The organism is Stutzerimonas azotifigens DSM 17556 (assembly GCF_000425625.1).
GTDB lineage: Bacteria > Pseudomonadota > Gammaproteobacteria > Pseudomonadales > Pseudomonadaceae > Stutzerimonas > Stutzerimonas azotifigens.
On record NZ_KE384411.1, the window covers coordinates 1 to 26,804 of the forward strand.

General features: G+C 67.2%; 27 protein-coding genes and 1 pseudogene. 11 read left to right on the forward strand and 17 right to left on the reverse strand.

Translation table 11 applies throughout. The features are described from left to right. Positions 1-403: 403 nt before the first annotated feature. The 3 genes from H610_RS0114625 to H610_RS0114635 form a co-directional block, all read right to left on the reverse strand. The gene (locus H610_RS0114625; protein WP_028240368.1) at positions 404-1,522 is read right to left on the reverse strand and encodes an oxidoreductase; all 1,119 of its coding nucleotides are present in this window, start codon (positions 1,520-1,522) and stop codon (positions 404-406) included. Between the two features lie 379 nt (positions 1,523-1,901). Beyond that, a complete protein-coding gene (gene exaC / locus H610_RS0114630; RefSeq protein WP_028240369.1) occupies positions 1,902-3,422 on the reverse strand; it encodes an acetaldehyde dehydrogenase ExaC in 1,521 nt (506 codons plus the stop codon). A gap of 214 nt (positions 3,423-3,636) precedes the next feature. Beyond that, the gene (locus tag H610_RS0114635; protein WP_028240370.1) at positions 3,637-4,065 is read right to left on the reverse strand and encodes a hypothetical protein; all 429 of its coding nucleotides are present in this window, start codon (positions 4,063-4,065) and stop codon (positions 3,637-3,639) included. Between the two features lie 225 nt (positions 4,066-4,290). Here H610_RS0114635 and H610_RS0114645 point away from each other — a divergent pair, with 225 nt between their 5' ends. Continuing rightward, positions 4,291-5,520 (forward strand): DUF445 domain-containing protein, encoded by a 1,230-nt coding sequence (locus tag H610_RS0114645; protein ID WP_051231769.1) that lies wholly within the window; start codon positions 4,291-4,293, stop codon positions 5,518-5,520. A 7-nt stretch (positions 5,521-5,527) separates the two neighbouring features. On the opposite strand, the gene H610_RS0114650 is transcribed toward H610_RS0114645, so the two are convergent. Further along, positions 5,528-5,971: an HIT family protein gene (locus H610_RS0114650; protein WP_028240372.1), complete on the reverse strand. Its 444-nt coding sequence runs from the start codon at positions 5,969-5,971 to the stop codon at positions 5,528-5,530. 337 nt (positions 5,972-6,308) lie between these two features. Between H610_RS0114650 and H610_RS0114655 the strand changes: the two genes are divergently transcribed. Then, positions 6,309-6,653: an FKBP-type peptidyl-prolyl cis-trans isomerase gene (locus tag H610_RS0114655; RefSeq protein WP_028240373.1), complete on the forward strand. Its 345-nt coding sequence runs from the start codon at positions 6,309-6,311 to the stop codon at positions 6,651-6,653. Positions 6,654-6,772: 119 nt separating this feature from the next. After that, complete coding sequence (locus tag H610_RS0114660) at positions 6,773-7,195, forward strand: VOC family protein (RefSeq protein ID WP_028240374.1); 423 nt, start codon at positions 6,773-6,775, stop codon at positions 7,193-7,195. Between the two features lie 76 nt (positions 7,196-7,271). Here H610_RS0114660 and H610_RS0114665 read toward each other — a convergent pair whose 3' ends face one another. After that, on the reverse strand, positions 7,272-7,748 hold the full coding sequence (locus H610_RS0114665; protein WP_028240375.1) for a GreA/GreB family elongation factor: 477 nt from the start codon (positions 7,746-7,748) through the stop codon (positions 7,272-7,274). A gap of 526 nt (positions 7,749-8,274) precedes the next feature. Here H610_RS0114665 and H610_RS23950 point away from each other — a divergent pair. After that, positions 8,275-9,318, forward strand: coding sequence for a ribonuclease Z (locus H610_RS23950; RefSeq protein WP_084166460.1), 1,044 nt, complete (start codon positions 8,275-8,277; stop codon positions 9,316-9,318). Here H610_RS23950 and H610_RS0114675 read toward each other — a convergent pair. Then, complete coding sequence (locus H610_RS0114675; protein WP_028240376.1) at positions 9,300-10,451, reverse strand: SRPBCC family protein; 1,152 nt, start codon at positions 10,449-10,451, stop codon at positions 9,300-9,302. The two genes, H610_RS23950 and H610_RS0114675, sit on opposite strands and share 19 nt — an antisense overlap. An 87-nt stretch (positions 10,452-10,538) precedes the next feature. Between H610_RS0114675 and bsrA the strand changes: the two genes are divergently transcribed. Next, the gene (bsrA, locus tag H610_RS0114680) at positions 10,539-11,450 is read left to right on the forward strand and encodes a LysR family transcriptional regulator BsrA (RefSeq protein ID WP_028240377.1); all 912 of its coding nucleotides are present in this window, start codon (positions 10,539-10,541) and stop codon (positions 11,448-11,450) included. A gap of 12 nt (positions 11,451-11,462) precedes the next feature. On the opposite strand, the pseudogene H610_RS25030 reads toward bsrA, so the two are convergent. Beyond that, positions 11,463-12,088, reverse strand: a pseudogene (locus H610_RS25030) (LysE family translocator). A 127-nt stretch (positions 12,089-12,215) separates the two neighbouring features. On the opposite strand from H610_RS25030, the gene H610_RS0114690 reads away from it, so the two are divergent. Then, positions 12,216-12,707, forward strand: a complete 492-nt coding sequence (locus H610_RS0114690) for an Lrp/AsnC family transcriptional regulator (RefSeq protein ID WP_028240378.1) — start codon at positions 12,216-12,218, stop codon at positions 12,705-12,707. A 25-nt stretch (positions 12,708-12,732) separates the two neighbouring features. Here the strand turns inward: H610_RS0114690 and H610_RS0114695 are convergent, their stop codons facing one another. The 4 genes from H610_RS0114695 to H610_RS0114710 are packed head-to-tail and all read right to left on the reverse strand — an operon-like array spanning position 12,733 to position 16,028. After that, complete coding sequence (locus H610_RS0114695; protein ID WP_028240379.1) at positions 12,733-13,455, reverse strand: LrgB family protein; 723 nt, start codon at positions 13,453-13,455, stop codon at positions 12,733-12,735. Beyond that, positions 13,455-13,814 carry a CidA/LrgA family protein gene (locus H610_RS0114700; protein WP_028240380.1) on the reverse strand — a complete coding sequence of 120 codons (360 nt, stop codon included), beginning with the start codon at positions 13,812-13,814 and terminating at the stop codon, positions 13,455-13,457. Before H610_RS0114700 ends, H610_RS0114695 begins: the two co-directional genes overlap by 1 nt. 34 nt (positions 13,815-13,848) lie before the next feature. Further along, positions 13,849-14,361: a DUF934 domain-containing protein gene (locus H610_RS0114705; protein ID WP_028240381.1), complete on the reverse strand. Its 513-nt coding sequence runs from the start codon at positions 14,359-14,361 to the stop codon at positions 13,849-13,851. Beyond that, positions 14,358-16,028: a nitrite/sulfite reductase gene (locus tag H610_RS0114710; RefSeq protein WP_028240382.1), complete on the reverse strand. Its 1,671-nt coding sequence runs from the start codon at positions 16,026-16,028 to the stop codon at positions 14,358-14,360. Before H610_RS0114710 ends, H610_RS0114705 begins: the two co-directional genes overlap by 4 nt. 359 nt (positions 16,029-16,387) lie before the next feature. On the opposite strand from H610_RS0114710, the gene mapR reads away from it, so the two are divergent. The 4 genes from mapR to H610_RS0114730 all read left to right on the forward strand — a co-directional run bounded on the left by mapR (position 16,388) and on the right by H610_RS0114730 (position 20,995). Continuing rightward, entirely contained in the window at positions 16,388-17,797 is a 1,410-nt protein-coding gene (mapR, locus tag H610_RS0114715) for a GntR family transcriptional regulator MpaR (RefSeq protein ID WP_028240383.1), read from the forward strand. A 98-nt stretch (positions 17,798-17,895) separates the two neighbouring features. Then, positions 17,896-19,329: a cytochrome-c oxidase, cbb3-type subunit I gene (gene ccoN / locus H610_RS0114720; RefSeq protein WP_028240384.1), complete on the forward strand. Its 1,434-nt coding sequence runs from the start codon at positions 17,896-17,898 to the stop codon at positions 19,327-19,329. Between the two features lie 10 nt (positions 19,330-19,339). Continuing rightward, positions 19,340-19,573, forward strand: coding sequence for a hypothetical protein (locus H610_RS0114725; RefSeq protein ID WP_028240385.1), 234 nt, complete (start codon positions 19,340-19,342; stop codon positions 19,571-19,573). 219 nt (positions 19,574-19,792) lie between these two features. Then, the gene (locus H610_RS0114730; protein ID WP_051231771.1) at positions 19,793-20,995 is read left to right on the forward strand and encodes an MFS transporter; all 1,203 of its coding nucleotides are present in this window, start codon (positions 19,793-19,795) and stop codon (positions 20,993-20,995) included. Positions 20,996-21,061: 66 nt separating this feature from the next. Here H610_RS0114730 and H610_RS0114735 read toward each other — a convergent pair whose 3' ends face one another. Next, a complete protein-coding gene (locus H610_RS0114735; protein WP_028240387.1) occupies positions 21,062-21,574 on the reverse strand; it encodes a MarR family winged helix-turn-helix transcriptional regulator in 513 nt (170 codons plus the stop codon). Between the two features lie 79 nt (positions 21,575-21,653). Between H610_RS0114735 and H610_RS23960 the strand changes: the two genes are divergently transcribed. Continuing rightward, positions 21,654-22,172, forward strand: a complete 519-nt coding sequence (locus H610_RS23960) for a DUF417 family protein (protein ID WP_051231773.1) — start codon at positions 21,654-21,656, stop codon at positions 22,170-22,172. Positions 22,173-22,578: 406 nt separating this feature from the next. Here the strand turns inward: H610_RS23960 and H610_RS0114745 are convergent, their stop codons facing one another. From H610_RS0114745 to H610_RS0114765, 5 genes are all read right to left on the reverse strand, one after another. Then, complete coding sequence (locus H610_RS0114745; RefSeq protein WP_028240388.1) at positions 22,579-24,156, reverse strand: aldehyde dehydrogenase (NADP(+)); 1,578 nt, start codon at positions 24,154-24,156, stop codon at positions 22,579-22,581. Positions 24,157-24,291: 135 nt separating this feature from the next. Then, positions 24,292-24,582, reverse strand: coding sequence for a YciI family protein (locus H610_RS0114750; protein WP_028240389.1), 291 nt, complete (start codon positions 24,580-24,582; stop codon positions 24,292-24,294). A 3-nt stretch (positions 24,583-24,585) separates the two neighbouring features. Next, positions 24,586-25,056 (reverse strand): nuclear transport factor 2 family protein, encoded by a 471-nt coding sequence (locus H610_RS0114755; protein ID WP_028240390.1) that lies wholly within the window; start codon positions 25,054-25,056, stop codon positions 24,586-24,588. A 31-nt stretch (positions 25,057-25,087) separates the two neighbouring features. After that, a complete protein-coding gene (locus H610_RS25510; protein ID WP_152529105.1) occupies positions 25,088-25,996 on the reverse strand; it encodes a cupin domain-containing protein in 909 nt (302 codons plus the stop codon). A 30-nt stretch (positions 25,997-26,026) separates the two neighbouring features. Next, positions 26,027-26,803: a 2-keto-4-pentenoate hydratase gene (locus tag H610_RS0114765; RefSeq protein ID WP_028240392.1), complete on the reverse strand. Its 777-nt coding sequence runs from the start codon at positions 26,801-26,803 to the stop codon at positions 26,027-26,029. Position 26,804 lies beyond the last annotated feature (1 nt).

Below are 26,804 nucleotides of genomic sequence, written 5' to 3' on the forward strand. Positions count from 1 at the left end.
GCTATTGCACATCGCCTATGGGGTACTGAAATCCGGCCAGCCTTTCGACCCTAAACTGGCCCTTGCCCACTAGGGCTCAAGACGGTATCTACGGGAAGGCGGGCCCGCTTCGCGAGCAAGCTCGCTCCTACGGGTTGGCTAAAGCTCTTCCACGCGCCCGACCTGCGTCGCCAGTACAGCGTGGCGCGCTCTCCCAGCGTCAGCAGTTCTTGGCCAGGTCGCGCGTGAGACGAGGCCCACGCGCTGTGCTCGCTGACGGCAGTCGCCGCGGGGTCGCGCCTCCCACGGGTGGGCACGCGCGCTCGTAGGGTGGGCTTCAGCCCACCACATACAGGCCGGCGCCGGGTCGACAGGTGGGCTGAAGCCCACCGGGGCCACGCGAAGGGCACCGCAGGGGGCCGTCTCAGGACGGCTGCATCGGCGGACGGTCGTGCTCCTGGCGCCAGGCCAGTTCGTTGGTCACCGTCGCCATGGGCACGAACATGGCGTAGTCGAACGCGGTCAGCGGCGCGCCCTGTTCGACGCGGCGCGGCCAGTCGTGATTGCCCAGCGCGGCCTTGCCGATGGCCACCAGGTCCAGTTCACCACGCTCGAGCAGCCCCGCCGCCTGCTCGCCGGTGGCGATGTTGCCGTTGCCGATCACCGGGATCGGCACGCTGGTCTTCGCAAGGGCGCACAGGCTTGGCCCCTCGCCGAAGGCCGGGGCCCCGGCATCCGGCTCGGTGATGTGCAGGTAGTCGAGCCCGGCGTTGGCCAGGGTCGCCATGCGGAGCTTCGCTTCCTCGATGCCGCCCTCCCACTTGAGCCGGGCATTGGTGACCATCGACTGCGACAGCCGCATGCCGACCACGAAGCCTTCGCCCACCGCCTGGCGCACCTCGCGGATGACGGTCAGCGGCAGCGCCAGCCGTGCCTTGAAATCCCCACCCCAGCGATCGCTGCGGCGGTTGAATTCGGCACTCATGAACTCGTGCAGCAGGTAACCGTTGGCGCCGTGCAGTTCGACCCCGTCGAATCCGGCCTCCTGTGCATGGCGCGCGGCCTGCACGAAGCCGGCGATGGCCTCCTGGATTTCCGCTTCGGTCATTTCCGAGGGAATCTGGTAGGGCCCCTGGCCGCCGTAGAAGGACAGCTGCTGCCCCTGCGGCTGAACCGCCGAGGGCGCCACGTGGCGGGCGTGATGGATGTTGCCCTGGGTCTGCGCGCCACCGTGCATCAGCTGCAGGATGAAGCCGGCGCCGGCCGCGTGCACCGCCTCCACCACCGGCCTCCAGCAGTCACGCTGCTTCTCGGTGGCGATGCCCGGCTGGTTGAAATAGCCCTGGCTGTAGGCGGTGTCGGTGTAGGTGCCTTCGCTGATCAGCAGGCCGAAGCCGCCCTTGGCGAAGGAACCGTAGTAGTCGCGCATCAGCTCGTTGGCCTGCCCTTCCGGCTCGGCGCTGACCCGCGTCATCGGCGCCAGCACGGCACGGTTGCGCAGCGTCAGGTGTTTGAGGGCGAACGGCTCGAACAGGCTGGGCATGGGGCATCCTCGCGTCTGGGGCAGGCGGCACTGCTCTTGTGAAAGTCGAACAGGGCCGGAGTTCGGCGGGAATGTGGTTTGGGTGTATTAGCGGGTGTGTGCGCATCTTCCATGGTGTCGCGGCGCCTGCCGGTCCTTCGCCAGGCCCGATGAGCCCGTGCAAGCCCTCTGAGCCCCGGCCTACGCCGGGCGACGAGGGATCGGATGCCGTGCACCTTGCCCACCCCCCCGTCGTACCGGCGCAGGCCGGTACCCAGATGCGCAACGCCGAGCGGTAGGGTGCGCGGTGTGCGACGTCGGCGTGGCGCCTATCGGTTCCGAGCTCGGCAAAACCCCGTGCAAGCCCTCTGGGCCCCGGCCTGCGCCGGGGCGACGGTTATCAGAAGAACCCTAGCGGATTGATGTCGTAGCTGATCAGCAGGTTCTTGGTCTGCTGGTAATGGTCGAGCATCATCTTGTGGGTCTCGCGGCCGACGCCGGATTTCTTGTAGCCGCCGAACGCCGCGTGCGCCGGGTACAGGTGGTAGCAGTTGGTCCACACCCGCCCGGCCTTGATCCCCCGGCCCATGCGGTAGGCGCGGTTGATGTCGCGGGTCCAGACGCCGGCGCCGAGGCCGAATTCGGTGTCGTTGGCGATCGCCAGCGCTTCGGCCTCGTCCTTGAAGGTGGTCACGCCCACCACCGGGCCGAAGATTTCTTCCTGGAACACGCGCATCTTGTTGTGGCCCTTGAGCAGGGTCGGCTGGATGTAGTAGCCGCTCGCCAGGCTGCCTTCGAGCTTCTCGGCCGCGCCGCCGGTGAGCACTTCGGCGCCTTCCTGCTGGGCGATCTCGAGGTAGGAGAGGATCTTGTCGAACTGCTGCTGCGAGGCCTGGGCGCCGACCATGGTTTCGGTGTCCAGCGGGTTGCCGCGCTTGATCTGCTGGACCTTCTTCATCACTTCTTCCATGAACGGGGCGTAGATCGATTCCTGCACCAGCGCCCGCGACGGGCAGGTGCACACCTCGCCCTGGTTGAAGAAGGCCAGCACCAGGCCCTCGGCGGCCTTCTCGATGAAGGCCGGCTCGGCCTGCATGATGTCTTCGAAGTAGATGTTCGGGCTCTTGCCGCCCAGCTCCACGGTGCTGGGGATGATGTTTTCGGCGGCGCACTTGAGGATGTGCGAGCCGACCGGGGTGGAGCCGGTGAAGGCGATCTTGGCGATGCGCTTGCTGGTGGCCAGCGCCTGGCCCGCTTCCTTGCCGAAGCCCTGGACGATGTTGAGCACGCCGGCCGGCAGCAGGTCGCCGACGAGTTCGGCCAGCAGGGTGATCGACAGCGGCGTCTGCTCGGCCGGCTTGAGCACCACGCAGTTGCCGGCGGCCAACGCCGGGGCGAGCTTCCAGGCCGCCATCAGCAGCGGGAAGTTCCACGGAATGATCTGCCCGACCACGCCCAGCGGTTCGTGGAAGTGGTAGGCGGCGGTGCTGTCGTTGATCTCGGCGGCGCTGCCTTCCTGGGCGCGGATGCAGCCGGCGAAGTAGCGGAAATGGTCCACGGCCAGCGGCACGTCGGCGTTGAGCGTCTCGCGCACGGCCTTGCCGTTGTCCCAGGTCTCGGCGACGGCGAGCAGCTCGAGGTTCTGTTCGATGCGGTCGGCGATCTTCAGCAGGATGTTGGAGCGCTCCTGCACCGGGGTGCGGCCCCAGGCGTCGGCGGCGGCATGCGCGGCGTCGAGGGCCTTTTCGATGTCCTCGGCACCGGAGCGCGGGAATTCGGCGATGACTTCGCCGGTGACCGGCGAAGGGTTGCTGAAGTATTCGCCCTTGACCGGCTCGACGAACTGGCCGCCGATGTAGTTGCCGTAGCGGGGTTTCAGGGAAAGGATGGATTCGGGGGTGCCGGGTTGTGCGTAGATCATGGCGGGGCCTCTTCTTGTCGTGGCCGCTCCGACGCGGAGCGGGGCATGACCTGATGTTAGTAGGCCCCTGGCAAGCCGCCGGGCGCGAGGCGGCCTGCGGCTCTACGGCTTTGGTCGCAAACGGCGTCAGCCGCTCTGCCACGGCCCCTGCCGGCAGGCGGCCGGCCGCCGCTTCGGCTGCATTCCGACGAACGGTCGGCCCGCCCGGCGCGACTCAGCGGTCGACGTCCGGTTCGATATCGAAGCCGATGTTGCTGTCGACGATCACCCGCAGGCGCGCCGGCTCGTGGGGCGTGACGGTCACCAGCTCCTCGCGGTTGAGCCGGCTCATGCCACACAGGGTGTCGTCTTCCTTGTCGGTGGCGATGCCGACGATGTGCTGCCCGGCCGGCACCTGGAAATGCACCTGCTCGCCGACGTGGATGCGCGCCGCCACCTGGCGGTCGACCATCACCGCCACGTAGCAGCCACCGCCGAGCATCGCGAAATGCCGGGTCACCACCACCTCTCCGCCGCCCTCCACCGGTTCCTGGAAGCCGAGCACCCGCTCGGCCGGCACCGGGCGGATGTCCTCCGGGTCCGGCTCCCAGGACGAACAGCCGGCGAGCATCAACAGGGGCAGCAGCAAGAGGGTCAGGCGCATGACGGGGAATCCCTTCTGTGGTGGAAAGCGAAACGCTAAGGGTAGGACAACCGCAAGGCGTCGAGGGTGCGATCCGAGCCTGCGCAGGCTGAACGCCCGGCCGCCGGCCCGGTCGACATGGCTGTGTTCGCCACGGGAATCGCCATGACCATGCGCCTGTACCGGCCGGCCGCGCAGGAGGGCTGAGCCGGCATGCCTGTCCAACCGTCTTCGCCGGTCGTCCGCATGAAGCGGGTCGCGGGGCTTCTGCTGCTGGTCGCCGCCCTGCTCTACGTGCTCGGCACCGCGATGGAGGGCCGGCACCCGGCCTGGGGCTACCTCGCCTCCTTCGCCGAGGCGGCGATGGTCGGGGCGATCGCCGACTGGTTCGCGGTCACCGCGCTGTTCCGCCATCCGCTGGGTCTGCCGATCCCGCATACGGCGATCATCCCGCGCAGCAAGGCGCGCATCGGCCGCAACCTGTCGGAATTCATCACCACCCATTTCCTCGCCACGCCGCTGGTGCTAGCCAAGCTGCAGGCGCTGGACCTGGGCGGGCGCCTGGCCGACTGGCTGCGCGAACCGAGCAATGCCGAGGCGCTGGCCGGGCAACTGACCGGGGTTGCGCGCTTCGGCCTGGATTCGCTGCACGACGCGCGCGTGCAGGCCTTCGTGCAGGAGCGGCTGCTCGACCGCGCTCGGCGCATCGACCTGGCGCCGGCCTGCGCCGAAGTGCTCGACCTGCTGACCCGAGAGGGCCGCCACCAGGCGCTGCTCGACGGGGCGCTGATCCGCCTCCACCACATCCTCCAGGACGACGAGACGCGCGCGCTGGTCGCCGACGCCATCAGCACCGAAGTTCGCACCCTGCGCTACCTGGGATTGAGCAAAGCGGTCGGCGGCTGGTCGGCGAACAAGTTCGTCGACGGGCTGTCGACACTGATCGCCGAGGTGGTGGGCGACCCGGAGCACCGCCTGCGTGCGCGCTTCGACCAGCACGTCGCCGAGTTCATCGTGCGCCTGCGGCACGACCCCGGCTATCGGCTGGAGATCGAGCGCCTGCTCGCCCGCCTGCTCGACCACCCGGCGACGCGCGACTACCTGCAGGGCCTCTGGCAGGAACTGCTCGCCTGGCTGCAGCAGGACCTGGAGCGCCCGGACTCGCGCGTCCGCCAGCGCATCGTGCAGCTCACCCGCGGGCTGGGCGATGCGCTGGCGGCGGACGACGTCATGCGCGGCTGGATCAACGAACGGCTGATGGCGGCCGCGCCCGGGCTGCTCGAACGCCACCGCCACCAGATCGGCCGCTACATCGCGCAGCGGGTCGAGAGCTGGGAGAGCGGCGAACTGGTCGAGCAGATGGAGCGCAGCGTCGGCAAGGACCTGCAGTACATCCGCATCAACGGCACGCTGGTCGGCGGGCTGGTGGGGCTGGTGCTGCACGCCCTCACCCAGCTGGCGACAGCCGCCGGCTGAGCGCGCCTCAGGCGGTGGCCTGCAGCCGCTTGACCAGCCGCGCCTGGAGCGCCTCCAGCTCCGCCGGCTCGGCCTTGCCGGCCGCATGCTTGCCGAGCCCCTCGCCGGCGTAGCGCGGGACGATGTGCATGTGGATATGGAACACCGTCTGCCCCGCCGGCGCGCCGTTGAACTGCGCCACCTGCACGCCGTCCGGCTCCAGCTCCGCGACGATCGCGCGGGTCAGGCGCTGGACCGTCGCCATCGTCCGGCACAGCGCGTCGGTATCCACCTCCAGCAGATTGCGCGCCGCCGAGCGCTTGGGAATCACCAGCGCGTGACCGTAGGACTGCGGAAACAGGTCGAGGAAGGCCAGCGTGTCGTCGTCCTCGTAGAGCTTGTAGCAGGGTGCCTCGCCGCGAATGATCTTGGCGAAGATGTTCTGGGGATCGTAGGTGCCTTCGAGGCTCATGGCGGGCTCCGGTGGGTGAGGTGCGGACAAAGATACCCGCCTCGGGCGACGGTTGTGCAGCGGCGTCTCGTGGAGTCCCGCGCCCGGAAGCCCTCGCCCCGGACCCTCTCCGCCGAGGGAGACAGGATGATTCGGTGTCTGGCGTCCTGGTCGCAGGCAGAGCCTGCTCCTACAGGGATGGCGCGTGGTCGGCGGCAGCGCCCGTGCTTTCCCCTTCTTCCCCGGGAGAAGGTGGCCCGCAGGGCCGGATGAGGGAGCGGCACACGGGAGCCGGCCCTTGAGCCCTCCACCGCCGCCGGCTACCCTCGCGCCTCCCCTTTCTCCGCCGGACATCCCCATGCCCATCAGCGAACTGAAGATCGAAGACCTCGCCCCCGGTGCCGGCAAGGCCTGCGTCAAGGGCGCGCTCATCACCACCCAGTACACCGGCTGGCTGGAAGACGGCACGAAGTTCGATTCGTCCTGGGATCGCGGCAAGCCCTTCCAGTGCGTGATCGGCACCGGGCGGGTGATCAAAGGCTGGGATCTCGGCCTGATGGGCATGCAGGTGGGCGGCAAGCGCAGGCTGCACGTCCCCGCGCACCTGGCCTACGGCGAGCGCCAGGTCGGCGCGCACATCAAGCCGAACTCCGACCTGATGTTCGAGATCGAGCTGCTGGAAGTGCTGACGCGGGACGACTGACCCGGCCCGCGCGGGAAAATTTCCCGGCCCCTGTCGATTTGCCGCTCGCCCGTTCGACCACTGGGCAGAGCCGGCGAACCCCTGCCGTGCGTCTCCCCCAAGACTGACAGGAGCACACCATGAAGTTTTCCACCTACCTGACCTTCGACGGCAACACCCGCGAGGCCTTCACCTTCTACCAGCAGGTGCTGGGCGGCCAGCTGGAAATCATGAGCTTCGGCGAATCGCCGGCCGGCGACCTGCCCGCCGAGCACCACGGCCGCACCATGCACGCCTGCCTGAGCTTCGGCGGCGAGCGGCCGCTGATGGCCTCGGACAGCATGCCGGAAGGCACCTGCGGCGCCGAGGCGTACCAGGGGATCAAGGGCTGCTCCATCGCCCTGCACCCGGAAAGCCTCGCCGAGGGCGAGCGCCTGTTCGCCGCGCTGGCCGAGGGCGGGCAGGTGATCATGCCGCTGGAGAAGACCTTCTGGGCCGAGCGCTTCGGCATGCTGGTGGACCGCTACGGCGTGGGCTGGATGGTCAACTGCGAGCATCCCTGAATGCCCGCGGATGGTGGGCTGAAGCCCACCCCTTCGGCCCATCTACGATCGCATTGCCGTCCTACGGCCGGGGCGATCAGCGAATATCCAGCACCTCGAAGGTTTGCACCCGCCCGGCGACGCGGATCTGCACCTCGTCGCCGATCTCCCGCCCTGGCAGGGCCTGGCCCAGCGGCGAGCGTGGCGAGATCACCAGCACCTCCTGCCCGTCCAGCATCACCTTCAGCCCCGCGCCGTCCGGGCCGAAAAACACCCAGCGTTCGCTCTCCTCCTGCGCCAGCTGCACCAGCGCACCCATGCGCACGACGCCTTCGGGGCGCACCTCGGCCGGCAGGTTGCGAAAGGCCGCCAGCGCCAGTTCGATCTCGTGCAGGCGGCGGCGCTGCCCGTCGGCGAGGTAGGCGGCCTCGAGCCCGCGGGTGTCGTACTTGTTCTCGGCCTTGCTCTCGCTGTGCGTGGCCGCCTCGTGCGTGGCTTGCAGGACCGCGCGGGCGATGCGCAGGTCGTCCTCGAGACGCTGCATGACCCGCTGGCGTACGGCGGCGTTGCCCATGGACTCAGGTGGCATGATGCACTTCCGTGATGTCGGCGGTGCGTAGCGGTGCAATTCGGGGGATCATCCGGAGCCTTTCAGCGGGGCGAAGGGCGCCAGAGTAGCCAAGGCCGCGTCCGTCCACCATGGGTTGTCGCGGTCGAGAGCGCTCCCACGAAGGCCGCGAGTCCCGTGGGGAGCGACTGTCCTGACGCAGACCGAGTCCCGACTGCCAAGGTCGCTTGGCCACAGTCGCCGCGAGGGCGCGCGCCCTACATGTTCCGGTGGGCACCGCTTGTTTTGCGGGTGGCCCGACCTCGGGGCGATATACCAGCGGTCGTGACCGAGATTGATCTTCCGTCCCGCCACCGGCACGCGCACGGCGCACCCTGCGAGGTCGCAGGCTGCACCGCGCCTTTCCCTTCTCCCCCCGGGAGAAGGTGGCCCGCAGGGCCGGATGAGGGAGAAGGCGATCCCATCGCCTGTCCAATCCATACGGCATACTCCAGCCGCCCATTCCGGCCCAACGCAGCACAGGAGCACAGGCGTGGAACTGCTCTTCCTCGGCACCTCTTCCGGCACCCCCACCCGCGCCCGCAATGTCAGCGGCCTGGCGCTGCTCGAGGACAGCGGCAAGGGCTGGTACCTGATCGACTGCGGCGAGGGCACCCAGCACCAGGTGCTGCGCACGCCGCTGACCCTGCACGGGCTGCGGGCGATCTTCGTCACCCATGTGCACGGCGACCACTGCTACGGCCTGCCCGGCCTGCTCGCGAGCGCCGGCATGGCGCGCCGGCAGGAGCCGCTGGAGATCGTCGCCCCCGCCGCCATCGAGGGCTGGGTGCGCGCCACGCTGCGGATGAGCGGCACCTGGCTACCCTACGAACTGCACTTCCACGCCAGCGAGACCTTCACCGGCTGGCGCAACCCGCAGGTGCGCGTCGAGGCCACCGCCCTCTCCCACCGCGTACCGAGCTGGGGCTACACCTTCACCGAGGCCCGCCCCGACCCGCGGCTGAACATCGACAGGCTCGACCGCGACGGCATCCCCCGCGGGCCGCTGTGGGGTCAACTGGTGCGCGGATACGACGTCGAGCACGAGGGGCGCCCGCTGCGCAGCGACGACTACCTGATCTTCGATCGCCCGGCCCGGCGCATCGTCGTCGGCGGCGACAACGACCGCCCGGAGTTGCTGCGCGACGCCTGCCGGGGCGCGCAGCTGCTGGTCCACGAGGCCACCTACACCCGCCCCGTCGCCGAGGCCTCGCGCGGCGACTTCGGCCACAGCACCGCCGCGCAGGTGGCGGCCTTCGCCCAGGAAGCGGGCGTGCCGAACCTGGTACTGACGCATTTCAGCGCGCGCTACCAGAGCAGCCCCGGGCGCGGGCTCTCGACCGAGGACATCCGCGCCGAAGCCGCGGCGAGCTACCAGGGGCGGCTGTTCCTGGCCCATGACTTCCTGCGCCTGCGCATCGGCAAGGATGGAATCGCGATGACCGGCGACACGGCGGCGGACGGCCAGGCAACCGAGCCGCCAGCGCCCGAAGCGCCACCGGCGGATTGCCCTCCGCCTCAGGGCGCCAGGCCGTAGCCGCCGCTGCCGGGCGCCGCGGCATCCGCCACGCGGCCGCGCTCCATCATGCTCTTGAGCTGCTCCAGCGACAGCGCCGACTCGCGCTCGATCCGGCCGCGCAGCAGCAGCCGGTTGGCCAGGCGCATGGCCAGGCCGGCGACCCGGTACTCCAGCGTGCGCACGAAGCGCGCCCCGCTGTCCGTGGGCTCGCATTCGTACACCAGCGTCAGTTCCACCTCGCGGCTGCGCGCCCTGGCGCACCAGCGCCAGCCCGGCACGTACTCGGTCACCTCCCAGCTCAGGTGCCCGGCGCGACCGCCGGCCTCGATCTCCTCCTCGAAACGGCTGCCCACCGGCAAGGGGCCATCGCGCCCGTCCACCCACAGCGAGGACGGATGCCACTCGGGCCAGCGCGTGGCCGTGCAGGCGTATGCCATCACCTGCTCCGGCGCACGTGCGATCTCCACCTCGTGGCGCATGCGGGTGCCGTCGGCCGGCTGCGCCGGCGGCTCCCAGTAGAGGGTGCCCTTCAGCCAGTCGGTCAGCGGGAAGATCAGGTTGAAGTTGTGCGTCTGCATCAGGTCGCGACGGTGGTGCAGCTCGTGCAGCCGGCGCATGTGCCTGATCCACGGCAGCGCGGCGACTGGATGATCCGCCGGCAGGTGCTCGCAGGCATGGAACGCCTCGTAGGCCAGATAGCCCGCCAGCAAGGTCATGGCGAACAGCCCGGCGAGGTTGCCGTTGACCCGCGACAGCAGCCACCAGACAGGCAGCAGCATCAGGCTGTAGAGCACGATCAGCCAGGCCGGGAAGAGGATCACCCGCCAGTCGCGGGCGGAGTCGTAGGCCATCTCGCCGGACACGAAGAAGCTGTGATGGTCGCCGGTGTGGCGCTTGTAGAACAGCGCGCCGCGCCGCGTCTTGTGGTGGCCCAGGTTCTTGTGGATGCAGTACTCGCCCCAGTTGCCCAGCGCCAGGGTCAGGGGCACCACCAGCCACTCCAGCGGCTGCACGTTCTCCAGGGTGCCGCCGAGGAACGCCAGGCAGCCCAGCCCGTACAGCAGCACGAAACCTCCGTGCAGCCAGACGTTGTAGCGCGGATGGATGCCCGCACGGTAACGGGCACGGAAGGCTTGGGTATCGTGACGCATGGCTCGCTCCATGGCCGGGTCGGCATGGCGCGAGTCTAGTGAGCTGTGCTTTATTCCGATAATGGATAATCGGAATGTGCATTATTGATGACCTTGAACTTGCGCCGCCTCGACCTCAACCTCCTGCTGGTGTTCGACGCCCTGATGCAGGAGCAGAACCTCTCGCGCGCCGCCACGCGCCTGCACATGAGCCAGCCGGCGGTGAGCAACGCGCTGGCGCGGCTGCGCAGCCAGCTGGACGCGCCGCTATTCAAGCGCACCGCGCGTGGCATGGCCCCCACCGCGCATGCCCAGGCGCTCTATGGCCCGGTGCGCCAGGCGCTGGACCTGCTGCGCACGGGGCTCGGCGCCGAGGGCGAGTTTGACCCCGGCGGTGCGCACCGCTTCCGCCTGGCGATGAGCGACTACGGCATGGCCATGCTGTTGCCGGTGCTGCTCGAGCGCCTGCACGAGCGGGCCCCGCGGACGGTGCTGGAAGTGCAGGACGACGAGGCGCAGACGCTGCTGGCGCGCCTGGTGACCGGCGAGCTGGACCTGGCGATCGACTACCTCTACCTCGACAGCCCGGACCTCTGCTACCAGCCCTTCCTGGAGGAAGACCTGGTGGTGATCGGACGCGCCGGCCACCCGGCGTTCGAGGGTGGCATGAGCCGCGAACGCTACCAGCAGAGCCGCCACGTGCTGATCCTGCCGCGCGCCAACCGCGGCTCGCCGCTGGAGATCGTGCTCGGCTCGGCCAAGATCCAGCGGAAGGTCGGGCTGCAGGTCCCGCACTTTCTCTCCATCCCGCCGATCGTGGCCTGCACCGAGCTGCTGGGCACCGTGCCGCAGCGCCTGGCCGAACACTTCGCCGGCGTCTACTCCCTGCAACTGGCGCCGCTGCCGCTGGCCATGCCGCCGGTGCAGGTCAGTCTGATCTGGCACCGCCAGCAGGACCGCAACCCCGGCCTGCGCTGGCTGCGCGAGCAGATCGTGCAGATGGTGGACGAACGGCTGTAGAACGGCGCGCGCTCATGCCTGCGAGACCAGCGCCAGGCGCGGGCGAAGCCTATCAGCAGGGTGCCGAACAGGCATTGCTGCGCGCGCTGGAGCGCCGGACTCTGCTCGAGCCAGCGCCCGATCAGGGCGCCCGCCAGCGCGTAGCTGGTATCGAACAGCAACCCCACCAGCACCAGGGTGACGCCCAGCACCGCGAACTGGCTGGCGACCGGTCCGGCGCCGGTATCGATGAACTGCGGCAGCAGCAGCGAGCAGAACACCAGCGCCTTGGGGTTGAGCAGGTTGGTCAGTACGCCCTGGCGAAACGCGGCGCCGTGCGACAGCGAAGGGCCGACAGTCCCATCGACCGAAAGCGCCCGCGCCTCGGCGCGGAACATGCCCAGCCCCAGCCAGAGCAGGTAGGCCGCCCCCAGCAGGCGCACCCCGTCGAACGTCCAGGGCACCGCCCTGAACAGCGACGCCAGCCCAATCGCCGCGAATCCCACATGGCCGCCGCGCGCGACCGCCAGGCCGGCTGCCGTGGCCAGCGCCCTGCTGCGCCCCGCGCGTGCGCCGGTCTGCAGCAGGAGCAGCATGTCGGGGCCCGGCAGCAACAGCACCACCGACAGCGCCAGCACGAACATCCCCAGGTTTTCCATCGTCCAGCCCCCTCTGCAGAGGGCCTCATGCTACGGCGGGAGGCCGGGGCAGGTGCTTGCGTAATACGCTACCGGAATGCACTTTGTTGGCAGCTCATGCCACTTATCAATACGGAAAAGGTTCTCCATGCCAAGAAAACCAAAAGCCAGGCTCGATGCCCACGACCGCCGCATCCTCGCGGCGCTGCAACGGGACGGGCGGCTGACCAACGTCGACCTCGCCGACCGCATCGGGCTGTCGGCGTCGCCCTGCCTGCGCCGGGTGAAGATGCTCGAAGACGCGGGCGTGATCCTGGGCTACCAGGCGACGCTCGACCCGGACGCCATCGGCCTGGGGCTGACGGTGTTCGTCGGGATCAAGGTCGAGCGGCATCACGAGGAAGAGGCGGAGCGCTTCCGCCAGGCCGTGTCGGCGTTGCCGGAGGTGCTGTCCGCCTACCTGGTGTCCGGGGAATCGGACTTCCTTTTGCACGTCGTCGTGCAGGACCTGCGCGACTACGAGCGCTTTCTCACCGAGGTGCTGCTGAAGCTCCCCGGGGTGCGCGACATCCGCAGCAACTTCGCGATCCAGACGGTGAAGGCCCAGGGCCCGCTGCCGCTCGGGCACCTGCCCGCCTGAAGCCGCCGGGCGCGGCCTCAGGCCGCTAGCGCAGCCACAGGGCCAGGCCCAGCGGCAGCACCACCGCGATGAGGATGCCCATCAGGCTCATGCCGAGGGCGGCGAAGGCGCCACACTCGTCGCCCTCCTCCAGCGCGCGGACGGTACCGACCGCATGCGCGTTGATGCCGTAGCCGAGCCCGCGCGCCGCCGGGCTGTGCACGCCCGCCAGGCGGTACAGCCAGGGCCCCATCGCGGTGCCGGCGACGCCGGTGATCATCACCATCACCGCCGCCAGCGAGGCGGTGCCGCCCCACTGCTCGGCCACCAGCATGGCGATCGGCATGGTCGCCGACTTAGGCGCCATGCTCACCAACACCGGCAGCTCGGCGCCGAGCAGATGGGCGATCAGCAGCGTCAGGATCACCGTCAGGCTGCCACCGACCACCAGCGTCACCAGGATCGGCCAGAACAACTGGCGGATGCGCCCCAGGTTGCGGTACAGCGGCACCGCCAGCGCCACCGTGGCCGGCCCGAGCAGCAGCGCGATGGGCGCTGCCTCGGCGCGGAAACGCGCGTAGTCGATGCCGCTTGCCAGCAGCACGGCGACCACCAGCGCGGTGGACACCATGACCGGCTGCAGCAGCAGCCAGCGGGTGCGGCGATAAACCACCAGGGAAATCTGAAAGGCCACCAGCGTCAGCGCCACGGCGAACAGCGGATGCGTGATCAGCCCGGTCCACAGGCCCTGCCAGAACGCGGCCGGCATCAGCGTTCGTCCCGCGCGCGGTCGATGCGACGGATCATCGCCTGCATCAGCCAGCCGCACAGCGGTACCGTGACCAGCAGCGACAGCAGCAGCGCGGCAAGGATCGCGCCGAGGTCGCCGAGCAGTTGTTCGCCGCTGACCAGGATGCCCGCGGCGGGAACCACCAGCAGCAGCGGCAGGTACTGCAGCAGCCCGTTGGCGGCCTGCGTCAGCGGCTCGCCGATCTCGCCGCGCACCAGCAACCAGCCGAGCAGCAGGAGCAGGCCGATGATCGGACCGGGCAGCATCGGCAGCAGCGTCTGGCTGATCAGGCTACCGCACAGTTGCAGCAGTACGAGGAAGGTAAGGCCTTTCAGCATAGAAACTCCGTTGTTGTTCTTCCGCGCCGGCGCATCATTCGCGCCGGCGAAACAGCGGCCTCGGCTCGATGGCCGAGCGGCCGTAGAGCACACTCATGCCCGCCAGGCCCTTGAGAGCATCCTCCACCGACTTGTCCGCGCGCACGGCGAAGGCGTCGAAACCGCACTGGCGCATGTGTGCCAACTGGTCGCGCAGCACGTCGCCGACCGCCCGCAGCTCGCGCCGCCAGCCGAGGCGCGAACGCAGCAGGTAGGCCTGGCTGTAGCCACGTCCGTCGCGAAAGCTGGGGAAGTCGATGGCGATCAGCGGCAGCACACCCAGCCAGGGTATCAGCGCTTCCGGTTCGTCGTCCGGTTGCAGCAGCACGCCGTCCCGGCTCGGCTGCGCGCCGGAGAACACCGCGGCCGCCTGGCGCGCTCGCCAGAGTGGCAGCGGCAGGATCAACGGACCTTCGTCGTCGACCTCGGCCGGCTCGCGCGCCAGTTGCCATGGATCGTCTCCCACGACAGCGACCTCGCCCTCCACCAGCCGGATCAGGTTGTTCATGGCGCGGTCTCCGGCGCGGAGTAGACCCGCCCCTTGAAGGGCTCCAGGCCGATACGGTTGAAGGTGTCGACGAAGTTTTCGTCACCTTCGCGGTGCGCGACGAAGGTGTCGACGATGCGCTCGATCACCTGAGGCACCTGCTCGGCGGCGAAGGATGGGCCGATCACCTTGCCCAGCGCGCTGGCCTTGCCCTGGGCGCCGCCGAGGGTGACCTGGTACCACTCGCTGCCGTTCTTGTCGACGCCGAGGATGCCGATGTTGCCGATGTGGTGGTGCCCGCAGGCGTTTATGCAGCCGGAGATGTTCAGGCTGACCTCGCCGAGGTCGTGCAGGTAGTCGAGGTCGAGAAAGCGCTGCTGGATCGCCTGCGCGATGGGGATCGACTTGGCATTGGCCAGCGCGCAGAAGTCACCGCCCGGGCAGGCGATGATGTCGGTGAGCAGGCCGGCGTTGGGTGTGCCGAGGCCGAGCGCGCAGGCCTCGGACCAGAGCGCGTGCAGGTCCTGCCTGCGCACGTCGGGCAGCACCAGGTTCTGTTCGTGGGCGATGCGGATCTCGCCGAAGCCGAAGCGCTCGGCCCAGTCGGCGACGGCTTCCATCTGCGCATCGGTCAGATCGCCGGGCGGCGCGGCGAGGCCGGGCTTGGTGGAGAGCACCACCGAGGCGTAGCCCGGCACCTTGTGCGCCTTGACGTTGCGTGCGACCCAGCGGGCGAAGTCCGGCTCTCGGGCCAGCCGGGTGCCGTGCGCCAGGTCGGTCTCCGCCAGCGCGGCGTAGGCCGGCGGTGCGAACGAGCGGGCGACGCGGGCGAACTCGGCGTCGGTCAGCTCGGCCGGACCGTCCTTGATGTGCTGCCACTCGCGCTCGACCTCCGCGGCGAAAGCCTCGATGCCCAGCGCCCTGACCAGGATCTTGATGCGCGCCTTGTACTTGTTGTCGCGTCGCCCGTGGCGGTTGTACACCCGCAGGATCGCCTCGACATAGGACAGCAGGTGGCGCCACGGCAGCGCCTCGCGGATCTGCTGGCCGAGGATCGGGGTGCGCCCGAGGCCGCCGCCGACCATCACGCGCAGCAGCATTTCCCCGGCTTCGTCGCGATAAAGGTAGAGACCGATGTCGTGCATCATGACCGCCGCGCGGTCCTCCTCGGCCGAGCACAGGGCGATCTTGAACTTGCGCGGCAGGTAGAGGAATTCCGGGTTGACCGTCGACCACTGGCGCAATATCTCGGCCAGCGGGCGCGGGTCTAGCAGCTCGTCTGCGGCGACGCCGGCGAAGGCCTCGGTGGTGATGTTGCGTACGCAGTTGCCCGAGGTCTGGATGGCGTGCATGTCGACCTCGGCGAGCAGCGCCAGGATGTCCGGCACCCGGGCCAGCTCGACCCAGTTGAACTGGATGTTCTGGCGGGTGGTGAAGTGACCGTAGCCGCGGTCGTAGCCCTTCGCTATCCGCGCCAGGGTGCGCATCTGCCGTGCCGACAGGGTGCCGTACGGAATGGCCACCCGCAGCATGTAGGCATGCTTCTGCAGGTACAGGCCATTCTGCAGGCGCAGGGGCAGGAACTCTTCTTCGCTCAGCTCGCCGGCCATCCGGCGCCTGACCTGGTCGCGAAACTGGTCGACCCGCTCGCGCACCAGGGCGCGGTCGTAGTCATCGTAGTGGTACATGCAAGGCTCCTTTCACGCAGCGAGTGCGCGCCGGCAGCGGGCGCCGCCTCGGGGCCCACTATGCCGGGATCGCCTGCCCCCGAAACAGATGCAGATGGCACTGGCAAAACCGTATCAGCGGCGATGGAAGGCCCTTTCAGGCACCGCGGCGCGCCCCCGCACGGCATATTCACGACGACAATCTGATTCGCTTTTTTCTTGCCCACCTGCGCCTGTCCTTACCCCTGGCGACCGGTCAAGATGCCTGGCACACCCGCACGCCTGCCCGGGCCGATCGTTTTTCTCGCCGGCTCGCGAGTGAAATCACCATGCCATCCACACTAGACTTCGCTCCACAGGCCCTGTCGAACGAAGACCGCATGAAGCGCTACGAGAAGTTTGCCGACGAAATCGCCGAGCTGGTTCGCACCGGCGTGCTCGCACCGGGCGAAAAGGTGCCTTCGGTACGCCACGCCAGCCGCACCTACGGCGTCAGCCCCTCCACCGTGTTCCAGGCCTATTACCTGCTGGAGGCCCGGGGGCTGATCCAGGCGCGAGCGCGCTCTGGCTACTTCGTCAGGGAAAGCGCCAAGCGCCCGCTGCACGAGCCGGACATCGGCCCGCGCATGGCCGAGACCACCGAGGTCGGCGTCAGCGACCTGGTGTTCTCGGTGCTGGCATCGCTGGGCGACCCGGACACCGTGCCGTTCGGCTCGGCCTTCCCCAGCCCGGAGCTCTTTCCCCTGCAACGGCTGGCGCGCTCCATGGGCCAGGCGGTGCGGGAGATGCCGCCGCAACAGGTGATCACCGAAATGACCCGCGGCAACCCCGACCTGCGTCGGCAGATCGCCCTGCGCTACATGGTCAGCGGCGTGATGCTGCCGATGGACGAGCTGATCATCACCAGCGGCGCGATGGAAGCGCTGAACCTCTGCCTGCAGGTGGCCACCGTGCCGGGCGATCTGGTGGCGATCGAGGCCCCGGCGTTCTACGCCACCCTGCAGGTGCTCGAACGCCTGAAACTCAAGGCGGTGGAGATCCCGGTGCACCCGCGCGAGGGCATCGACCTCGACGTGCTGGAGGAGAGCCTCGAGCGCCTGCCGATCAAGGCCTGCTGGCTGATGAGCCATCTGCAGAACCCGATCGGCGCGAGCATGACTGCGGAGAAGAAGGAACGTCTCTACCGGCTGCTGCAACGCCATGACGTGCCGCTGATCGAGGACGACGTCTACGCCGAGCTGTACTTCACCAAGGAGCGCCCGCGCCCGGTCAAGAGCCACGACCGCAAGGGCCTGGTTATGCACTGCAGCTCGTTCTCCAAGAGCCTGGCGCCGGGCTACCGCATCGGCTGGGTCGCAGGCGGGCGCTATGCCGAGCAGATCGCCCGGCTCAAGCTGATGACCACCATCTCGCCGTCGGTACCGGCACAGGCGGCGATTGCCGATTACCTGCAGCACGGCGGCTTCGACCGCCATCTGCGCAAGCTGCGCCACACGCTGGAGATGCAGCAGGGCCAGATGCTCGCCTCGGCCGCGCGGCACTTCCCGGCCGAAACGCGGGTCACCCGGCCGTCCGGTGGCTACTTCCTGTGGTTCGAATTCCCCCAGCAGGTCGATTCCCTGCAGTTGCTGCAACTGGCGCTGGCGCAGGGCATCAGCCTGGCGCCGGGGCCAATCTTCTCGGCGACCCAGCGCTTTCGCAACTGCGCGCGGCTCAACTACGGCAGCCCCTGGGACGGCCGCAGCGAAGCGGCCATGGAACTGCTCGGGCGCATGATCCGCTCGTTCTGATACGTATCTCAACGCCTCATCTGAATCTGTTTATCGGCAGGACCGGTGCGGACAATGCGCGACGTTGGAACAGTCCCGCAGCCGCCGAAGGTCCTCCGATGCACACAACCGCCTCCTCCTCCCCCTACAACTACAGGGTCGTCCGCCAGTTCGCCCTGATGACTGTCGTCTGGGGCGTACTGGGCATGGCGCTCGGCGTATTCATCGCCGCGCAGTTGGTCTGGCCCGCACTCAACTTCGACACGCCCTGGCTGAGCTTCGGTCGGCTGCGACCGCTGCACACCAGCCTGGTGATCTTCGGCTTCGCCGGCAGCGCGCAGTTCGCCGCCAGCTATTACACCGTACAGCGCACCTGCCAGGTACGCCTGTTCTCCGACGGCCTGGCGGGCTTCACCTTCTGGGGCTGGCAGGCGGTGGTGCTGATCCTGCTGGTCACCCTGCCGCAGGGCCTGACCACCACCAAGGAATACGCCGAGATCGAATTCACCGGTGCGGTGTGGATGGGCATCGTCTGGGTCGCCTACGGCGTCGTCTTCTTCACTACCCTGGTGCAGCGCAGGGTCAGCCACCTCTACGTCGGCAACTGGTTCTTCGGCGCCTTCATCCTGGTGATCGCCATGCTGCACGTGGTCAACCACTTGGCCATTCCGGTGAGCTGGTTCAAGTCGTACTCGATCTACGCAGGCGCGACCGACGCCATGGCGCAGTGGTGGTACGGCCACAACGCCGTGGGCTTCTTCCTCACCACCGGCTTCCTCGGGATGATGTACTACTTCGTGCCCAAGCAGGCCGAGCGCCCGGTGTATTCCTATCGCCTGTCGATCGTGCACTTCTGGGCGCTGATCAGCCTGTACATCTGGGCCGGCCCGCACCACCTGCACTACACCGCCCTGCCCGACTGGGCGCAGTCGCTCGGCATGGCGATGTCGATCATCCTGCTGGCACCGAGCTGGGGCGGCATGATCAACGGCATGATGACCCTCTCCGGCGCCTGGCACAAACTGCGCACCGACCCGATCCTGCGCTTCCTGGTGGTCTCCCTGGCCTTCTACGGCATGTCCACCTTCGAGGGCCCGATGATGGCCATCAAGACCGTCAACGCCCTGTCTCACTACACCGACTGGACCATCGGCCACGTGCATGCCGGCGCCCTCGGCTGGGTGGCGATGATCACCTTCGGCTCGCTCTACCACCTGATCCCGAAGGTCTACGGCCGCGAGCGCATGCACAGCATCGCGCTGATCAACCTGCACTTCTGGCTGGCGACCATCGGCACCGTGCTCTACATCGCCTCGATGTGGGTCAACGGCATCACCCAGGGCCTGATGTGGCGCGCGGTAAACGAGGACGGCACCCTCACCTACTCGTTCGTCGAAGCGCTGGAAGCCAGCCACCCCGGCTTCGTGGTGCGCTGGGTCGGTGGACTGTTCTTTCTCACCGGCATGCTGCTGATGGCCTACAACACCTGGCGCACCGTGCGCGGCGGTGTCACCGAATCGCGCATCGCTGCCCTGCAGCCGCAACTCAACTGAGGGCCACGCCATGCACGAAGCCTTCTGCACCCTCGCGCTGCTCGGCACCTTCTTCCTGGGCGCGCACCTGCATCTCGGCCGGCGCGACACGCAGGACCTGGACCGGGCGGCCATGCTGCCCTTTGCCGACGACCCCGAGGTCGCGCGGCGAATGGAGCGGGAGATCCGTCGCAGCCGCACCGGCTGCAGCTGCCCGGGCGCTTGCGACGGCAGCTGCCGCCATCACCAGCGGATGGACATGTGACACCGGCTGGTCTGATACCCGCCATCCCCGCCGCATAAATCGACGGCCGACGCGGGAAAGGCGTAGGATTTCGCCCTCGGTTTTGCGGCCAACGCCCTTTCAAGCGCTCCCTTCCAGCCCGCACGCCCCGGACGAACCGGGGCGGCGCGCCTGCGTTCGGGCGGCGCGGGCGACCACCGCATCCGAACCACCCGAACGACCTGGAGGCATGCGGCGGCAATGGCGAAACAGAAGTGGGCAGCGTATCCCTGGGTGTGCTTCGCCATGTGCGTGGGCGTGATGGGCACGGCGCTCATCTCGCCGCTGTACCCGCTGTACCAGGAGGCCTGGCAACTGCGCACCAGCGACATCTCGCTGATCTACGTGACCTACATGGTCGGCGCGCTGACCGGGCTGCTGTTCATGGGGAGGCTGTCCGACTCGCTGGGCTTTCGCGCGACCATGACGACCGGGCTGCTGCTCGGCTGGATCGGCACCCTGCTGACCATGCTCGCCTGGAACCTCGCCAGCCTGAACGCCGGGCGCTTCGCCGTGGGGCTGTCGTCCAGCCTGATCGTCACCAGCGCCTCGGTAGGGCTGATGCAGATCTGCCGCGAAGGCGCCATGCATCGCGTCTCCACCATCACCAGCTTCCTGCTCGCCTTCGGCTTCGGCCTGGGGCCGATCACCGGCGGGCTGATCGGCCAGTGGCTGCCGCGGCCGCTGGTCACCACCTACCTGCCGACGCTGGTGCTCGGCCTGCTGGCGATCTACGCGCTCAGGCGCATCGACCTGGAGCCCCATGCCGCCGCCACGCCCGGCACGCCGTTCGGCTGGAAAGCGCTCGTGCCGCGCCTGAGCTGGGCCAGCCGCGGGGATTCGCTGGCCTACACGCTGACCTGCGCCTGCCCGTTCTTCGCCTTCGGCGTGTTCGGCGTGTACGCCTCCATGGCCCCGCTGTTCCTGGACAGGATGGTGGCCTGGCACGGCCCGGTGGTCAGCGGCACCTCCATCGGCGCCATCCTGCTGGCCTCGGCGGCCGTGCAGCTGGCCTGCGCCCGGCTGGACGTGCGCTGGTGCGGCTTCCTCGGCCTGCTGGCGATCGTCCTCAGCAACGCCCTGCTGGTGCTCAACTTCCAGGTCGGCTCGACGCTGGTGTTCGCCGCCGGCGTCTGCGCCGCGGCGGCCGGCCACGGCATGGGCCTGCTGGCCGGCATCAGCATGGTCAACCGCATCGCCAGCCCGGCGCAGCGTTCCGGCCTGCTGTCGACCTACCTGGTCTGCGGCTACATCGGCGCCATCGTGCCGCTGATCGCCGCCGGCTGGATCGCCGACCACTTCGGCCTGCCGACCGCGATCTCGGTGCTGGGGATGACGGTGGTGGTGCTGGCCACGCCGGCGGCGGTGGGCTTCTTCAGGCATCCGAAGATGCGCGAGGCCTGAGATGGCGCCGGGGCCAGGCGACCTCGTCGCCCGGTCGGGTTCACGGAGGGTCGGCGTGCCACTTCGTCAGACGGATTCGTCCAGCGCAGCCGCGACCGGGCAGTCGGTGCAGACGCCCGGGTCGCAAAGACGGCAAACCGAATAGGCCTGATCGAGGTCGTGCACCAGGCTTTTCAGCAGCTTCCCGGTCAGCCGCCCGAGCGTCTCGCGCTCGGCAGGTTCCAGCGCCGCCAGGGCGTGTGCGATGCGCTGCTGCCGCACCGCCAGGATCGCCGCGCAGTTCCTTTCGCCACCACCCGTGAGGTACAGCGCGACGGCACGCCGGTCACGTTCGGACGGCCTGCGCTCGACCACCCCCTCCGCGACGAGCCGGTCGATGAGGCGCACGGCGCCAGGATGCGAAAGCCGCAGCGCCCGCCTCAGCCGCTCGATCGTCATGCCGGGCTCGTGCCCCAGCAGGGTGATGGCCGCTGCCGCCGGGCCCGGCTCGGGCGCCTCGTCCTGCGCCCCCTGCAGGACCGCATCGGACAAGGCGAGCGCCAGCGCCCCAACCATATTCTCAAGCTTCGTATCGTTCACAGCGCAATATTATATGCACGAAGCATAGAAATCCAAGACAAATAATGTATGCTTGGCGCACACATTCGAGGAGCGTGCCATGCAACAGATCATCGACGTCACCACCACCCACCGTTCCGTTCACACCGCACAGGCGGCAACCGCGAGCCGCGCGATCGCGCTGGCTGGCGTAGTCCTTCCGCTGCTGATGATCGGCCTGTTGAAGTTCACCCAGATCGAAGTCGATGCGCTCAAGCCGCTGATCGGCGGCACACCCTGGCTGGCCTGGCTCTATACGGTCTTCGGCGAAGCGGGCGCCTCTTATCTCTTGGGCACCGTCGAGCTGGTGACGGCCGCGCTGCTGATCGCCTCGCCCTGGTCCGCCCGTGCCGCCGTGGCCGGCGGCCTGCTCGCCGCCCTCACCTTCCTGACGACCGTATCGACCATGCTCGCGCTACCCATCTGGGAAACCGAATCCGGTGGCTTCCCATGGCTGAATGCGCTTGGCTCCTTCCTGATCAAGGACGTCGCGCTGCTGGGCGTGAGCCTGGTGGTGCTGGTGGAAGGCCTCGGACGCCTGCGCGGCCATGCCGGGCAGACCCGGGGCGAAGGAAACTGAGCGTGCACGAGCGAGGGACGCCCTCGCTCCACCCGGGCGGCTACAGCCGCCCGAACTTCTGCCGGTACTGCGCCGGCGTCAGTTTGTGCGGCTGTCGCGTAGGGTGGTCGTGGCCAATCAACCGGAGGCGATCAGCCATTGCCCGGTGACCCGGGCGGCATTGGATGAGGCTGCGAGGGAAGCGAGTGTGGCGGAACGATTGGTGGTGCCGGGTGGTGGGGTGCGATGGGCTGGTTCGGCCAGGGGCCGACACCAGCAGGCGCTTCCTTGCGCTAGCTCAGCATCAACCGATCACGTTATCTATAGTTTGCAAAGGGATGAGCCACGCTCTATTCCACACCGAGGGGTGGCTACCCTTTGGGAGGGTAGCAAGCCGCTCCCAGCGTTTATTTTCCTGCGAAGCGGATCAGACTGCGTCCGTCGTCATCTCGCCATTCACCAGCCGGCGGATGCCCAGCGGATTGGCGTCTTTCAGCGGCTCGGGAAGGAGCCCGTCTGGATAGTTTTGATAGCACACCGGCCGCAAGAAGCGGTCGATTGCCAGGGTGCCAACCGAGGTACCGCGGGCATCCGAAGTCGCCGGGTAGGGGCCGCCGTGGACCATGGCATCACAGACCTCCACACCGGTCGGATAGCCATTGAGCAACAGGCGACCTGCCTTCTGCTCCAGCACCGGCACCAAGTCGCCAAAGGCATTGATATCCGCCGGCTCGGCGATCAACGTGGCGGTCAGTTGCCCGTGCAGGCCCAGCAATGCCTGGACCAACTGCGCCTTGTCCGCGACCTCAACGACCACTGTAGCCGGGCCGAAGACCTCTTCCTGCAGTAACTTGTCGCCGTCCAAGAGCAGGCTGACGTCCGCCTGGAACAGCTGCGGCCTTGCCTGGTTTCCTGCCTGCGCCTGTCCGGCGAGGTGCTTGATTCCACTGTGGGCATGCAGCGCGGCGAGACCTTTCTCGTAGCTCTTCAACGTGCCGGTGTTGAGCATGGTCTGCGCTGGCTGGTCGGCCATGATGCTCGCCAAGCTCGCCAGGAAGGCGGAGAATTCCGGCGATCGGATGCCGACGACCAAGCCGGGATTCGTACAAAACTGACCGCAGCCCGTGACGACCGATGTAGCCAGTTCGTTAGCTACCAGCTCGCCACGCTGTTTGAGCGCTTCGGGCAATACCAGTACCGGGTTGACGCTTGACATCTCAGCGAATACGGGGATCGGCTGCGGGCGCGCTGCGGCCATGTCGCAAAGGGCTCGACCGCCCTTGAGCGAGCCAGTGAAGCCCACAGCCTGGATCGCAGGGTGCTTGACCAAGGCTTCGCCAACCCCGCTCCCGTAGATCATGTTGAACACACCCTTCGGCATGCCAGTTTTCTCAGCCGCGCGAATAATGGCATCGGCCACGCATTCGGCGGTCGCCATGTGTCCACTGTGAGCCTTGAAGACCACCGGACATCCGGCCGCCAACGCCGCGGCGGTGTCGCCACCGGCGGTGGAGAAAGCCAGCGGAAAGTTGGAAGCTCCGAACACGGCGACCGGTCCGACACCCATTTTGCATTGGCGCATGTCCACGCGCGGCATTGGCTTGCGGTCGAGTATTGCGGTATCGATGCGGGCACCATAGAAGTCGCCACGGCGCAAGACCTTGGCGAACAGGCGCATCTGATTACTGGTTCTCCCCCGCTCGCCGGCAATACGGACAGCCGGCAGGGCCGTTTCCCGGGACACTAGCGAAATGAAGTCGTCACCGAACGCATCGAGTTCATTGGCGATGGCATCAAGAAAGTCGGCTCGCCTGGCTGCAGGCAGGGCACGGTAGACTGGATAGCACGCCCCGGCGGCACGCGCAGCGTCATCTACTTCGCCTGGCGTAGCCTGGCAGAAATCATAGGGTAACTGTTCGCCAGTGCCGGCATCGTAACTGTAGACGCGCCTCTCGCCTTCGCCACTACGCGCCCCTGCGATGTAGTTTTTGCCCAGTAGTTGCATATCATCTCCTTAACCCGATTGGATAGAAGCCGGCGTCAGCGCGTATTTCGAAAGCATTCTTTATTTGAAAGCGAAGCTTGGTCCGTAACCAAGTTGCATGGAAATATCGCCACATGCAGGAATCAATGCATTCGGCTACGCCCATTGAATACGCTTAAAAGGCGTAACTTCGATGGAATTCCAGACACCTTGTTGGTAATAGATTTCCTGGGCGAGATACTCGTCCACACCCGAGCGGTCCGCTGCTTCGCAAAAGACGATGGAGCCAATCATGCGTCCATCGTTATCGAGCAAAGCCCCACCATCGACAACTACGCCTTTCGCCTTCAGCTCCAAGATGCATTTCATGTGCGCTTCGCGCCCCGCCAACCGCTTTTCGAGCGTGCCGGGAGCCGTGCTGTCACGCGCGACGATTGCGAACAACATGGCTCAGTTCCCTTCGATCCGTGGCGGAACCCCAGGCGCCTCGAGGCTGTATCCCCGGCCCGGGTAATCGAAGCCGAAAAGCTTGTTTTCCGACTCGGCCTTGTTCACGGGTGACGCGTAATACGCCCTGATCTCGACGATCCGTTCGATATTTTCGTCGAAGACGTACCATTCGTCCCCCCGCAAGACCTCACCGATGCCAGTCTTCCAGTGCGTCCATTCGATGACCGCCTCGCGGCCATCGGAGCTGGCAAGCACTTTCTCTATGGACCATTGGGAACCCAGCGTCTTCACGCACCACAGCCAACCGTCCGCGATAGCCCGGGCTCCACGCCAGGGCGCCCCAGGTAGTCCCGGAGGGAAATAATGAACCGCGTTATCACTGAAGCAGTCGACCAAGCCTTGATGATCAGCCCGGTTGCACATCGCAAAGTAATGTCGGATCAAGGCTTCGGCTTTTTCGGGCGGAGTCATGGAGTCAATCCTCTTTATGATTGTCGTGTCATTAGGTGCTTGATCTGCGCCAGCCGTTAGGCACTAGTCGCTCATCCAGTTCGATATCCCGATTGCTCGGCAAAGGATATTCGTCACCATTGATTACCAAGCCAGCCAAGCAGAAATCGAGGCGTGGCGGTCCAAAAACGTCCAGGAGCCAAGCCTCGCCATCACCAAAATTACGAGTAGCGTGGATTAGCGTTTCTGGAATGATCGCAATGGAGGGACTACCCACCTCCAGGTGCTCGTCCTCACGCCAACCAGCCAGGTCATTGCCCCATGGCGTACGGATGTGATGAATCCAATTGCCGGACAGCGCAACGGAGGCCTGTTCGAAATCATCATGCCAGTGAGGACGCAATTCATTCGTCGGCCGCGCATGGCGGAACGGCACGAACGCATTCAGCATGAGATTGGCGCTACGGTATATCCGCGGCTGGATCAAAGGCCCATTGACATCGCCATGCGCGCTCAGATCGTAGTATCGCAAGCGAAAACCATCATGCGGCTCAGGCCAGATCTCGGGTTCGGCGGCGACCATGTGCCGATACACTTCGGCATTGGAGGCCAAGGCCAGCAGGTCTTCCGCTTGGCCGGAGAAAACCCGCACGACCTCCCCCGCCGTCTCGATAACGGCTTGGCTGGGTCCTGGCGGAACAATGGTGAGCGAGTTGCCGTTCGCGACAAGCGTCTCGCCGTCGGCATCGACTTTCGCCGATACGCCGGGAGGCAGTAGCAGCAGGTATTCATCGGTCTGAAAGACTCGTTCCAATATGCAGCCAGCGTGCGCGCGCGTTAGGGCAATCACGAAGTGAGCGCCACGGAGAATCCAGGTGGGGCTACCATCCACCTCGATCTTCTGCGGTGGTTCCTGATATGCCCGCAGAACGGAGGGGGGAAGCGGTGTGGATTGATTCACACATAACTCCTTATTATTGAAATTGTTCTGTCAGGTGACGCTGAATTCGCAGCGGCCAAGATGCTCGACCTGGAGGCATACGTTCATGCCGACTTGCAGAGGTTCAGCCGCAGTCGCCGCTCCGGTGAGAAATATGTCGCCGGCACGCAGCGCTCCACCGTGCTCCGCCGTCAATCTCGCCGCGGCGATCAGGGAGTGAATCGGATGGTCGAGAATCGCGGCGCTTGATCCGATCTGGACGGGTCTTCCATCGATCTCCAGCACCATCCCCAAATTGCCGACGTCGACACTGGGAAGGCACCAAGATCCAATGAAAAAACCCGAGGAAGAGCAGTTATCGGAGATGCCGTAACCAGCATCGAACTTGAAATTCTTCAATCGGCTGTCGAGGATATCGATCGCCGGCGCGATCGCATCGATGGCATCCCACGCTTGCAACGCCGTGATACGCCCCTCCAACGGTTTTCGTAGCAGGAAGGCGATCTCCGGCTCGGCACGCGGATGAATGAAGCGCGCCCGCTCCAACTTGCCTCTATTGTCGTGCAGCATCGCGTCGGTGAGACGCCCCCAGATCGCATCCCTCAGCCCGACCTGGAGCATCTTGGCCTTGCTGGTCATGCCCATCTTGACGCCCACCACTCGTTCGCCACGCGCCTCGCGGAGTTCGACGGACAGTTTCTGGATCTGATAGGCCTCGTCGATGCTAATCGACCGCTCGCCCGGTTCCACAGGCCGCACATTACGCGCAGCCTCGTCGAGATATTCGGCAATGGCGGCCAGTTCACTGGCCTGCATGGAAGTGTGCATG

Coding starts and splice junctions, on each gene's coding strand:
- H610_RS0114625 (WP_028240368.1), bottom strand. CDS start 1,522: ATGCCCAGCCTGTTCGAGCCGTTCGCCCTCAAACACCTGACGCTGCGC.
- exaC (WP_028240369.1), bottom strand. CDS start 3,422: ATGATCTACGCACAACCCGGCACCCCCGAATCCATCCTTTCCCTGAAA.
- H610_RS0114635 (WP_028240370.1), bottom strand. CDS start 4,065: ATGCGCCTGACCCTCTTGCTGCTGCCCCTGTTGATGCTCGCCGGCTGT.
- H610_RS0114645 (WP_051231769.1), top strand. CDS start 4,291: ATGAAGCGGGTCGCGGGGCTTCTGCTGCTGGTCGCCGCCCTGCTCTAC.
- H610_RS0114650 (WP_028240372.1), bottom strand. CDS start 5,971: ATGAGCCTCGAAGGCACCTACGATCCCCAGAACATCTTCGCCAAGATC.
- H610_RS0114655 (WP_028240373.1), top strand. CDS start 6,309: ATGCCCATCAGCGAACTGAAGATCGAAGACCTCGCCCCCGGTGCCGGC.
- H610_RS0114660 (WP_028240374.1), top strand. CDS start 6,773: ATGAAGTTTTCCACCTACCTGACCTTCGACGGCAACACCCGCGAGGCC.
- H610_RS0114665 (WP_028240375.1), bottom strand. CDS start 7,748: ATGGGCAACGCCGCCGTACGCCAGCGGGTCATGCAGCGTCTCGAGGAC.
- H610_RS0114675 (WP_028240376.1), bottom strand. CDS start 10,451: ATGCGTCACGATACCCAAGCCTTCCGTGCCCGTTACCGTGCGGGCATC.
- bsrA (WP_028240377.1), top strand. CDS start 10,539: ATGACCTTGAACTTGCGCCGCCTCGACCTCAACCTCCTGCTGGTGTTC.
- H610_RS0114690 (WP_028240378.1), top strand. CDS start 12,216: ATGCCAAGAAAACCAAAAGCCAGGCTCGATGCCCACGACCGCCGCATC.
- H610_RS0114695 (WP_028240379.1), bottom strand. CDS start 13,455: ATGCCGGCCGCGTTCTGGCAGGGCCTGTGGACCGGGCTGATCACGCAT.
- H610_RS0114700 (WP_028240380.1), bottom strand. CDS start 13,814: ATGCTGAAAGGCCTTACCTTCCTCGTACTGCTGCAACTGTGCGGTAGC.
- H610_RS0114705 (WP_028240381.1), bottom strand. CDS start 14,361: ATGAACAACCTGATCCGGCTGGTGGAGGGCGAGGTCGCTGTCGTGGGA.
- H610_RS0114710 (WP_028240382.1), bottom strand. CDS start 16,028: ATGTACCACTACGATGACTACGACCGCGCCCTGGTGCGCGAGCGGGTC.
- mapR (WP_028240383.1), top strand. CDS start 16,388: ATGAAGCGCTACGAGAAGTTTGCCGACGAAATCGCCGAGCTGGTTCGC.
- ccoN (WP_028240384.1), top strand. CDS start 17,896: ATGCACACAACCGCCTCCTCCTCCCCCTACAACTACAGGGTCGTCCGC.
- H610_RS0114725 (WP_028240385.1), top strand. CDS start 19,340: ATGCACGAAGCCTTCTGCACCCTCGCGCTGCTCGGCACCTTCTTCCTG.
- H610_RS0114730 (WP_051231771.1), top strand. CDS start 19,793: ATGGCGAAACAGAAGTGGGCAGCGTATCCCTGGGTGTGCTTCGCCATG.
- H610_RS23960 (WP_051231773.1), top strand. CDS start 21,654: ATGCAACAGATCATCGACGTCACCACCACCCACCGTTCCGTTCACACC.
- H610_RS0114745 (WP_028240388.1), bottom strand. CDS start 24,156: ATGCAACTACTGGGCAAAAACTACATCGCAGGGGCGCGTAGTGGCGAA.
- H610_RS0114750 (WP_028240389.1), bottom strand. CDS start 24,582: ATGTTGTTCGCAATCGTCGCGCGTGACAGCACGGCTCCCGGCACGCTC.
- H610_RS0114755 (WP_028240390.1), bottom strand. CDS start 25,056: ATGACTCCGCCCGAAAAAGCCGAAGCCTTGATCCGACATTACTTTGCG.
- H610_RS0114765 (WP_028240392.1), bottom strand. CDS start 26,803: ATGCACACTTCCATGCAGGCCAGTGAACTGGCCGCCATTGCCGAATAT.